This window comes from Mesorhizobium sp. B2-4-17 (genome assembly GCF_006441275.1).
Taxonomy (GTDB): Bacteria; Pseudomonadota; Alphaproteobacteria; order Rhizobiales; family Rhizobiaceae; genus Mesorhizobium.
Map to the genome: position 1 here is coordinate 1 of NZ_VFUX01000063.1, position 9,857 is coordinate 9,857.

General features: G+C 64.1%; 10 protein-coding genes and 1 pseudogene. 9 read left to right on the forward strand and 2 right to left on the reverse strand.

Annotated features, from left to right (window positions below; genetic code table 11):
* Nucleotides 1–245: 245 nt before the first annotated feature.
* From FJ548_RS29385 to FJ548_RS29405, 5 genes are all read left to right on the forward strand, one after another.
* Nucleotides 246–2,126, forward strand: a complete 1,881-nt coding sequence (locus FJ548_RS29385) for a potassium/proton antiporter (protein ID WP_140613526.1) — start codon at nucleotides 246–248, stop codon at nucleotides 2,124–2,126.
* Nucleotides 2,127–2,272: 146 nt separating this feature from the next.
* Nucleotides 2,273–3,469, forward strand: a complete 1,197-nt coding sequence (locus FJ548_RS29390; RefSeq protein WP_140613527.1) for a phosphoglycerate kinase — start codon at nucleotides 2,273–2,275, stop codon at nucleotides 3,467–3,469.
* A 163-nt stretch (nucleotides 3,470–3,632) separates the two neighbouring features.
* Complete coding sequence (locus tag FJ548_RS29395; protein WP_140699557.1) at nucleotides 3,633–4,658, forward strand: class I fructose-bisphosphate aldolase; 1,026 nt, start codon at nucleotides 3,633–3,635, stop codon at nucleotides 4,656–4,658.
* Nucleotides 4,659–4,831: 173 nt separating this feature from the next.
* Nucleotides 4,832–5,584, forward strand: a complete 753-nt coding sequence (locus FJ548_RS29400; RefSeq protein ID WP_140613528.1) for a thioredoxin family protein — start codon at nucleotides 4,832–4,834, stop codon at nucleotides 5,582–5,584.
* A 61-nt stretch (nucleotides 5,585–5,645) separates the two neighbouring features.
* Entirely contained in the window at nucleotides 5,646–6,359 is a 714-nt protein-coding gene (locus FJ548_RS29405; protein ID WP_140779746.1) for an SGNH/GDSL hydrolase family protein, read from the forward strand.
* A gap of 27 nt (nucleotides 6,360–6,386) precedes the next feature.
* Here FJ548_RS29405 and FJ548_RS29410 read toward each other — a convergent pair whose 3' ends face one another.
* Both FJ548_RS29410 and FJ548_RS29415 read right to left on the reverse strand, forming a co-directional pair.
* The gene (locus tag FJ548_RS29410; RefSeq protein ID WP_140713244.1) at nucleotides 6,387–6,548 is read right to left on the reverse strand and encodes a hypothetical protein; all 162 of its coding nucleotides are present in this window, start codon (nucleotides 6,546–6,548) and stop codon (nucleotides 6,387–6,389) included.
* Nucleotides 6,549–6,664: 116 nt separating this feature from the next.
* Nucleotides 6,665–7,619 (reverse strand): annotated as a pseudogene (locus tag FJ548_RS29415) (ring-cleaving dioxygenase).
* Between the two features lie 311 nt (nucleotides 7,620–7,930).
* Here FJ548_RS29415 and FJ548_RS29420 point away from each other — a divergent pair.
* From FJ548_RS29420 to FJ548_RS29435, 4 genes are all read left to right on the forward strand, one after another.
* Entirely contained in the window at nucleotides 7,931–8,098 is a 168-nt protein-coding gene (locus tag FJ548_RS29420; RefSeq protein WP_140613532.1) for a hypothetical protein, read from the forward strand.
* A 138-nt stretch (nucleotides 8,099–8,236) separates the two neighbouring features.
* A complete protein-coding gene (locus FJ548_RS29425) occupies nucleotides 8,237–8,827 on the forward strand; it encodes a DJ-1/PfpI family protein (protein WP_140779748.1) in 591 nt (196 codons plus the stop codon).
* Between the two features lie 66 nt (nucleotides 8,828–8,893).
* A complete protein-coding gene (locus FJ548_RS29430) occupies nucleotides 8,894–9,301 on the forward strand; it encodes a hypothetical protein (RefSeq protein WP_140779750.1) in 408 nt (135 codons plus the stop codon).
* Between the two features lie 174 nt (nucleotides 9,302–9,475).
* On the forward strand, nucleotides 9,476–9,857 hold a 382-nt coding region (locus FJ548_RS29435; RefSeq protein WP_140779752.1), incomplete at its 3' end, for a YafY family protein.

Here is a 9,857-nt window from a genome sequence, read left to right on the forward strand (position 1 = left end):
TCAGGGGCGGGTCGCTTCAACATGACCCAGTGAATCAAAAACCCCCGGCAAATGCCAGGGGTTTGTCAGCAGTCTGAACGCCCGGCTTCGGCCGGGCGTTTTCGTTTGCCGAGGCAACAACTCCAGAACCGTCGAAAATCAGCGGCATTGGGCAAAAAACCATCCGCCCGCCTTGCACTGGCCATGCCTTCGCCCCACTCTCCCGTAAAGCGAGAAAGCAGAGGAATTCGAGGGGCAAATCACGGATGGAGCACGCGATCTATCTCGTCACGCTGATCGGCACGGCGCTCGTTGTCGCCGCCGCATTTTCGAGCCTGATCGCCTTCCGCTTCGGCGCTCCCCTCCTGCTTCTGTTTCTCTGCATCGGGCTCGCCACCGGAACCGACGGCCTCGGCATCGAATTCGACAATGCCCGTATCGCCTATTTTGCCGGCTCACTGGCGCTGGCCATCATCCTGTTCGATTCCGGCTTCGGCACACCGCTCAACGCCTTGCGGCAGGCCGCGGGGCCGGCCCTGTCATTGGCCACAGTCGGCGTGGTGCTGACCACGGGCCTGTTCGGAGCCGCCGCCCACTCCATGCTCAACCTCTCCTGGCTGGAATCCCTCCTGCTCGGCGCCGCTGTCGCCTCGACCGACGCCGCGGCGGTGTTCTTCCTGCTGCGCGCCGGCGAGATCAATCTGCGCGAGCGCGTGCGCTCCACCCTCGAGGTGGAGTCCGGCACCAATGACCCGATCGCCATCTTCCTGACCATCACGCTGGTCGAGATCATCGCCGCCCATGCGAACCCTGAAGCCAATGTCCTGGTCACCAACCTGATCCTCGGCTTCGTCATCAATATGGGCCTCGGCGCCATTGTCGGCGTGCTGGGCGGCCTTGCCATCGTGCGCCTCGTCGACAGGCTCAATCTCGACCATGGCCTGCTGCCGATCTTCGTGCTGACCCTGTCGCTGATGGTCTTCGCCGCCGCCGGCGCGATCGGCGGCTCGGGCTTCCTGGCGGTCTATCTCGCCGGCCTCATATCAGGCAATTCCGACATCCGCGCCGTCACCATCCTGAAGCGCTTCCAGGACGGCATGTCGTGGCTGGCGCAGATCATCATGTTTCTGATCCTCGGCCTGTTCGCGACGCCCTCGCAATTTCCGGCGATCATGGTGCCGGCGGTGCTGCTCGGCCTGTTCCTGATGTTCGTCGCGAGACCGGTCGCGGTCTGGCTCTGCTTGATCCCGTTTCGCCTGCCGCGCCCCGAAGTCGCCTTCGTCTCCTGGGTCGGCCTGCGCGGCGCCGTCTCGATCCTGCTCGCCATCACCCCGCTGCTCGGTGGATTGGAGAACGGCCGCACCATCTTCAACGCCGCCTTCATGATCGTCCTGGTTTCGCTGGTCATCCAGGGCTGGACCGTTGGCCCGTTGGCGCGCCGGCTCGGCCTTATCGTGCCGGCGCGGCTCGGGCCGCTGGACAAGGTCGAACTGGAGCTTCCCGGTTCCGCCCATCACGAGCTTCTCGCCTATCGCGTGGCTCAAGGCAGTCCGGTAGCGCGCGGCGAACGCATTCCGCGCTGGGCCCGTCCCTCGCTGGTCCTGCGTGACGGCCGCTCGATGCGTTTCCAGGACATGGGGCGGCTGGCCGCAGGCGATCAGGTCTACATCTTCGTGCCGGACCGCTATCCTCGCCTGCTCGACAAGCTGTTCGCCAGCCGGGCCGTGGTCGATCCCGAGGATGCCGATTTCTTTGGCGCCTTCGCCGTCGACCCGGCGCGCTCCGCCGCCGAACTGGAAGCCGCCTACACGCCAGGCCTGACCGAGGCGGAGCAGAAGCTCACCGTCGGCGCGCTGGTCACCGCGCGGCTCGGCGGCCATGCCGAATATGCCGACCGCGTGCTGCTCGGTCCAATCGAGCTGATCGTCAGGGATGTCGACGACAAGGGCAGGATCACAGGCCTTGGCCTTTCGTTCGAGCCGACCGCGCCGGTGGCGCGGGTGCCGGTCTTCCTCAGCGCCGGCGAGATGGGCGACCGTTTGAGCGCCTTTATCCGCAACTGGCGCAAGCCGGCGCAGACGCAGGCAGCGCCGGCACGGACTGACGACGCCGAGCCACCGGTTGAAAAGGCGACGACCGGGAACTGACGACGGCGATCACTCCATCCGCCTGGGGCAGCCCTCACAGACTATGTCCCCGCCCGCCTCAAAATTTCGCGCCCCGCCCTGTCAAAGCCTTGCATCGCCGCCGATGCGGGGTATGGTCCCGGCGATTTCCTAGGAAAGGGACCGGCATGGCTGCCTTCAAGACACTGGATGATATCGGCAACATCAGCGGTAAGCGCGTGCTGGTGCGCGTCGACCTTAACGTTCCCGTCGCCGACGGCAAGGTCACCGACGCCACGCGCATCGAGCGTATCGCGCCGACCATCGCCGAACTGTCCAGCAAAGGCGCCAAGGTCATCCTGCTTGCCCATTTCGGCCGCCCCAAGGATGGCCCTTCGCCCGAATTCTCGCTGGAGCCTATTGCAAAAGCCACGGCCGAAGTGCTTGGGCGCCCCGTGGGCTTCGCCGGCGATTGCGTCGGCGACACGGCAGGCAGCGCCGTTGCCGCCATGAACAAGGGCGACGTGCTGCTGCTCGAAAACACCCGCTTCCATAAGGCCGAGGAGAAAAACGACCACGCCTTCACCGATCGGCTCGCCGCCAATGGCGATATCTTCGTCAACGACGCCTTCTCGGCGGCCCACCGCGCCCACTCTTCCACTGAAGGGCTGGCGCGTCTGTTGCCGGCCTTTGCCGGCCGCACCATGCAGGCCGAGCTCGAGGCGCTGGAAAAGGGACTGGTCAATCCGGTCCGGCCGGTCGTCGCCATCGTCGGCGGAGCCAAGGTCTCAACCAAGATCGAGCTGTTGATGAACCTAGTGAAGAAGGTCGACGCGCTGGTCATCGGCGGCGGCATGGCCAACACCTTCCTCGCCGCGCGCGGCACCGATGTCGGCAAGTCGCTGTGTGAGCATGATTTGGCCGCGACCGCCAAACAGATCATGATCGAGGCGGCCGAGGCAGGCTGCGCCATCATCCTCCCGGTCGATGGCGTCGTCGCCAAGGAGTTCAAGGCGGGTGCCGCCTGCGAGACCGTCGCCATCTCGGACGTGCCGACTGACGGCATGATCCTGGATGTCGGAGCCAAGACGGTGACGACGATCGGCGAATGGATCGACCGCGCCGCCACGCTGGTCTGGAACGGCCCGCTCGGCGCCTTCGAAATCGAGCCCTTCGACCACGCGACAGTGGCCGCGGCCAAGCACGCGGCGGCGCGCACCAAGGCCGGCAAGCTGGTCTCCGTCGCCGGTGGCGGCGATACGGTGGCGGCCCTCAACCACGCCGGCGTCGCCGACGACTTCACCTATGTCTCGACCGCCGGCGGCGCCTTCCTGGAATGGATGGAAGGCAAGCCGTTGCCCGGCGTCGACGTGTTGAAGCGGTAAGCAATTCCAGGAAAGTGTGAGACGGTTTTTCGTCCGGGATTTTGCATCAACACGGAGCAAACGAGGGCGCCAGAGACTTTCAATCGATTCGAGCTTTCCGATGCCATTCCTTTGGCGGTAGACTTCCATTAAGCGCGGAACGAACCCCTTCAGGAGAAGCATGATGAGCGAACGTCTCGAAGACATTGCCGCCGCGATGGTGGCCAACGGCAAGGGCCTGCTGGCCGCCGATGAAAGTTCTGGCACCATCAAAAAGCGCTTCGATGTCATCGGCGTCGAATCGACCGCCGACAGCCGCCGCGATTACCGCGAGATGATGTTCCGCGCCTCCAACGCGATGACCAAGTACATCTCCGGCGTCATCCTCTATGACGAGACCATCCGCCAGAAGGCGGCCGACGGCACGCCGCTGGTCGATATCATCAAGGCGGCCGGCGCCATTCCCGGCATCAAGGTCGATGCCGGCGCCAAACCCCTCGCCGGCTTTCCCGGCGACACCATCACCGAGGGCCTCGACGGCCTGCGCGAGCGGCTTGCCGACTATTACAAGCTCGGCGCCCGCTTCGCCAAATGGCGCGCGGTGATCGACATCGACACCACCAAGGGCGTGCCTTCGGCCAATTCGATCGCCTCGAACACCCACGCGCTCGCCCGCTACGCCGCCCTGTGCCAGGAAGCCGGCATCGTGCCGATCGTCGAGCCGGAAGTGCTGATGGACGGCGCCCACGACATCGCTACCTGCTACGAGGTCTCGAAGGCCACACTGATGAAGCTCTATGACGAGCTCTACGCGGCGCGCGTCGTGCTCGAAGGCACGATCCTGAAGCCGAACATGGTGCTGTCGGGCAAGAAGTCGGGCAAGGTGGACAGCCCCGAGGAGGTCGCCGAAAAGACCATAAAACTCTTCCGCGAGACGGTGCCGGCCGCCGTGCCAGGCATCGCCTTCCTCTCCGGCGGCCAGGAGGATGAGGAAGCGACCGCCAACCTCAACGCCATCAATGCCATCGGCCCGCATCCGTGGAAGCTGACCTTCTCCTACGGCCGCGCGCTGCAGGCCGCCCCGCAGAAGGCCTGGAGCGGCAAGGCCTCGAACGTCGCCGCCGGCCAGGCCGCCTTTACCCATCGCGCCCACATGAACCATCTTGCGGCATTGGGAAAATGGAAGCCAACGCTGGAAAGCGCCGCCTGATCGCAATTCGTCCGTCCTGCCGCGAACCCGGGCCGACGTGCCCGGGTTTTTGTTTGTGACTGTCGGACTTGGGCCAAGGTCTTCCCGTTCCTATTTCCTCCAAGGCGTCACTGGCGGCGATGTCGGTTTGCGCCCATCCCGAACGTCCTTGGGGTGCAGACAGGGAGAGGTTCATGCATCGCAACAAGGTCGTTTCACGCGAAGACTGGTTCCAGGCACACAAGGCGCATTTGATCCGCGAGAAGGAACTGACGCGGTTGCGCGAGCGCATCGCGGCCGAGCGGCGTGAATTGCCGTGGTTAAAGATCAGGAAGGACTATGTCTTCGACACCGAGCAAGGCCCGAAGAAGCTGGCCGACCTGTTTGGCGCCAACAGTCAGCTGATCGTCTACCACTTCATGTTCGGGCCGGGCTGCGTCCATCATTGCGAGGGCTGCTCTTTCCTGGCCGACCATATCGATGGCGCAAACCGGCACCTCAGGCATCACGACGTGTCGCTCGTCGTGGTCTCGCGCGCGCCCTTGGCGGAACTTCTGCCCTACAAACAGCGCATGGGCTGGAAATTCGACTGGGTGTCCTCCTATGCGTCGGATTTCAATTTCGACATGCAGGTTTCCTTCACCGACCGGCAGATCGCCACCGGCGACACCACCTACAATTTCGAGACCCGTCCCCGGACCTCGAAGGAGCTTCCGGGCACCAGCGTCTTTTACAGGGATGAGAATGGCGACATCTTTCTCACCTTCCTGTCGCGCGCCCGGGGTGGCGAGGCGCTGATCGGCACCTATGCCTATCTCGACATGACGCCGAAGGGGCGCAACGAAAATGGCCCCTATCATGGCCTGATGGACTGGGTCCGCCTGCATGACGAATATCAGGACCGTCACCCGACGCAGAACGATGAACCGCCTGGCTGCTGCGACTGAGATCGTTCACCTGCGCCGAAACTTACGCTAAGCCTGACGCAGATCGTTGCAGGGTATTGCCATGCGTTTCCCGGCCCTTTTCACCTGGCTCGCCTTTCCCATCTATGTCTGGCAGGGCTTGGCCGTGCGCCGCCGCACCACGCGTATGCTGCCGGCACAGGGCCCGGTCATGCATGAGATAGCGGGCAGCGCGCCGGCAATTTCGCTGCTGGTGCTGGGCGACTCCTCGGCCGCTTCGGTGGGCATCGGCAATTCCGAAAACGGACTTGCCGCGCAACTCGCCGTGCTGATCTCCCAGCGCACCGGCGGCGCCGTGCGCTGGCGTGCCGCCGGCTTCAATTCGGCGACGTCAGGCCAGATCCGAGACCACGTCCTGCCCAATCTGTCGGCCGAGCCATGGACGCATATCGTGCTCGCCATCGGCACCAACGACACCAAGAATTTCCACTCGGTGTCGCGCTTCAAGAAAGAGTTCGGCGGCCTGCTCTATGCGTTGCGCGCCAAATGGCCGGAAGCGCGCGTCGTGTGGTCGCCGGTGCTGGAGTTCACGCGAGCGCCGGCCATGCCGCCGCTGCTCGGCAAGATCCTGGAAATCCGCGCAAACGCAATGAACCGGATGGGCGAACGCCTCTGCCTGGAGCGCGGCGCGGTGCCGGCACCTCGCCTGCCGATCACCAATCCTGAAGCCGGCTTTGCCTCGGACGGCTTTCATGCCTCGGAAGCCGGCTACCGGGCCTGGGCGGAGCATCTTGCCGGCCCGGTACTTGGTGACTGAACACGACTGACAGGCGGTTGCCGGGGCCTATGTCAAATGCCCAAGCACGGCCGCCAGCGAGATCGCGGCCATGGCGAGCAGCGCCAGCTTCCAGAAATCACCGCGTCGCTTGAGCCCGGGCCAGCCGAGTGGCTTGATGATCTGGATCACCATGAAACCGACAATGACAAGGGCGAGGAGTTTCGTCATGCCGCCTTTGACCAGCAACGCGGCCGGCTGTCAAAGCGCCTTCTTCGTTCCTGAGAATGAATACGCGCCGCGATCGAACCGGAGCGCGGCGTTGTCTTTCAGGGAACGACCTAGATCTACCTCAGCGGCTTGAGGCCGGCCTCGATCGAAGCGCGTTTAGCTTCGAGGAAGGGCGGCAGCGCCAGGCTTTCGCCAAGTGTCTCCAGCGGCTCGTCGGCGGTGACCCCCGGCCCGTCCGTGGCGATCTCGAACAGTATGCCGTTCGGCTCGCGAAAATAGAGCGAGCGGAAGTAATAGCGCTCGACCTCGCCGCTCGACGGCAGACGGAATTCGGTCAGGCGGGCCGTCCACTGATGCAGCGTCTCCTGGTCCGGGGCCCTGAAGGCGACATGATGGACCGCACCGGCGCCTTGCCGCGCTGGCGCCAGTCCAGGCTGCACGGCAACATGAAGCTCCGCCGCCGGCCCGCCCGCGCCCATTTCGAAGACGTGGACCTGGCCCTCGCCATCCGGCGAGGCATAGTCGCGGACTTCACGCATGTTCATCACCTTGGTCAGCACCGCCTCGGTGTTGGTGATGTCGGGAACGCTGATGACGATCGGCCCGAGCCCGCGGATCTGATGCTCGGCCGGTACCGGGCTTTGCGCCCAGGGATGGCTGCCGCCGCTACCCGCCATCGCTGACCAGCCGCAGACGCTGGCCTTCGGGATCTTCGAAATCCAGTGACGGGTAGCCGCCTATATCGGCAATCTCCCCTGTCACGACGCCCTCGCCGGCCAGATGCTGCTTCCACCAGCCAAGGCTCTCCCGGCCGCCGACCCGGAGGCTGGTCCGCGCGATGCTGTGGGTGCCGCGCCGTTCGCGGCCAACCGGCCAGTCGAAGAAGGTGAGGTCGGTGCCCGGCGTTGCCTCGCCGTCGGCATAGAAGAGGTGATAGGCCGAGGTATCGTCCTGGTTCACGGTCTTCTTGACCAGCCGCAGGCCCAGCACCTTCGTGTAGAAGTGAAGATTGCCAGGCGCATTGGCGGTGATGGCGGTCAGATGGTGAATTCCTGTCAGTTGCAGGCTCATGGTCGTCTCCCTGTTTTGTGGGAAGAATTTCCTCCCTTTCATATCAGCATTGCGGTCCCATCGCGGAAGGCCGCCCATCCCGACAGTCCGTCATCGGACGATGAACAACGCCCCGTCGATTGGCATTCCATTGGTGAACAATCAGTGCCCGCCGAGACCAGCTGCGGGCGGACGTGATGCCGGGAAAACCGACGCTTGCCCTGGAGATACGCGCCGAACGGAACCATCTTCCGCGCCCTGCCATGCTCCTGACAGACTGCTGTCAGGAGGGGTGTGCGATACTGCCTCCAGTCAGAGAGAGGAGAATAGCCATGAACGGTTTTACCATTCTGCGCGGCATGCAGCACTATGTCGGCAAGGTGCGCACGATGCGCAATGAAATCCGCACGCAGCGCTTTATGAATTCGCTCCCCGCCGACATTCGCAAGGATATCGGCTGGCCGGACATGTATGCCGACCGTCGCCTTCGCGGCAATTGAGACAAAATTTTCGAGGCGACTGTTGGACGCGGACGAGTCAACGCCCAGATATCAACGCGTGCCATCCAAAGGTGGCCCGTTTTTACAGGCACGGCACGCCTGAAATAGAGCCCGGCGCGCAAGGGATGGAGCGAGCGCATGCCCGATCGGAAGACTATCGGCTTCCTTTTCATCGAAGGTTTCGCCGACTGGGAATATGGGCTCTTGGCGGCCTCGGCGGTGGAATGGCTTGGCGCTCGCGCTGTGTCGCTGACGCCGGATAACAAGCCGGTGACGGGAATTAGCGGTTTTCGGTTGGCGCCGGACCGCTCGGCGAAAGCCGATGAAAACATCGATCTTGATGCGGTTGCGGTCATCGGCTCGGATCAGTGGGCTGGCAAGGAACCGCCGGATGCCGCCGAACTGCTCACCACCGTCGCGTCGCGCGGCGGTGTGGTCGGCGGTATCTGCGCCGGAACATTGGCGCTGGCCCGGGCTGGCCTCTTCGAGAATGCCAAGCATACCAGCAATGGCCGTGACTGGATCAATCGCCACGAAGCCGGCTATGCTGGCGATAACAATTATCAGGACGTGCCGCACGCCGTGGCCGACGGCAAAATCGTTTCCGCGCCGGGTTCGGCGCCCGGCACCTTCGCCCTTGCTTTTCTGCAGGCTCTCTATCCCGAAAAAGGCGGCGATCTCGCGCAGATGCGGACGCTGTTCATGAAGGAGTACGCGGAAGCATCCTGACACTATGTTGTCAGGAGGGGCGTGCGATGGTGACATAATGCGCATGGCCGGCCGAGAGGACGATCGATGAAGAGCTGGAACGACAGGCTGAACACGCCTGGCATCAACGGCGTGAAACCGACGCCCCGCGCCATGGGAGACGTCATCGAGGGCCAGCCGATGCTGGTGCCGACCGCGCGGAAGGTCGACGATTTCATCCGCTCGATTCCCGAAGGCATTGGCATGGATGTCCGCGCTTTGCGCACCGCGCTCGCCGTCGAACATGGCGCCGAAGTGACATGCCCGGTCACGATAGGCTATCATCTGCGCACAGTCGCCGAAGCAGCCAACGAGGATCTCGGGCGCGGCATGACGCTTGATGACATCGCACCCTTCTGGCGCGTGCTCGACGCGACGGCGCCGACAACGAGGAAATTGTCTTTTGGCGCGGAATTCGTCGCCGCGCAGCGCAAGCGCGAAGGGCTGAAACCATAATGCATGCCGCCCCAAGGTGGGCGCCGGGCTGGGACTGCGGCATGCCTAGAGCAATTCCAGGAAGAGTGTGCTCCTGTCTTCCGTCCGGAATTGCGTCGAAACAGAGAGATGGAGCGGTTCGCCATTTCGGTGAAACGGTAAGCCGCTCTGGAAACAACACCGAGGGACGACACGATGCGCCGCGCCGACAGGCTCTTTCAGATCGTGCAGCATCTGCGTGGTGGCCGTCTGGTCACCGCGCAGAAGCTCGGCACGTGGCTCGAGGTTTCCGAGCGAACGATCTACCGCGACATTGCCGACCTGCAGTCGACCGGGGTGCCGATCGACGGCGAGGCTGGCGTTGGCTACATGATGAGGGAGGGGTTCGACCTTCCGCCGCTGATGTTCACGCGTGACGAGATCGTGGCGCTGGTCGCCGGCGCGCGCATGGTGCGCGCCTTTGGCGGCGCCGCCATGGCGCGGGCCGCCGACGAGGCGCTGGTCAAGATCGGCGCCGTGTTGCCCGACGCCGAGAAGGACCGCATCGCCCGCACCGAGATCCACACCCCGATGTGGG

Coding starts and splice junctions, on each gene's coding strand:
- FJ548_RS29385 (WP_140613526.1), top strand. CDS start 246: ATGGAGCACGCGATCTATCTCGTCACGCTGATCGGCACGGCGCTCGTT.
- FJ548_RS29390 (WP_140613527.1), top strand. CDS start 2,273: ATGGCTGCCTTCAAGACACTGGATGATATCGGCAACATCAGCGGTAAG.
- FJ548_RS29395 (WP_140699557.1), top strand. CDS start 3,633: ATGAGCGAACGTCTCGAAGACATTGCCGCCGCGATGGTGGCCAACGGC.
- FJ548_RS29400 (WP_140613528.1), top strand. CDS start 4,832: ATGCATCGCAACAAGGTCGTTTCACGCGAAGACTGGTTCCAGGCACAC.
- FJ548_RS29405 (WP_140779746.1), top strand. CDS start 5,646: ATGCGTTTCCCGGCCCTTTTCACCTGGCTCGCCTTTCCCATCTATGTC.
- FJ548_RS29410 (WP_140713244.1), bottom strand. CDS start 6,548: ATGACGAAACTCCTCGCCCTTGTCATTGTCGGTTTCATGGTGATCCAG.
- FJ548_RS29420 (WP_140613532.1), top strand. CDS start 7,931: ATGAACGGTTTTACCATTCTGCGCGGCATGCAGCACTATGTCGGCAAG.
- FJ548_RS29425 (WP_140779748.1), top strand. CDS start 8,237: ATGCCCGATCGGAAGACTATCGGCTTCCTTTTCATCGAAGGTTTCGCC.
- FJ548_RS29430 (WP_140779750.1), top strand. CDS start 8,894: ATGAAGAGCTGGAACGACAGGCTGAACACGCCTGGCATCAACGGCGTG.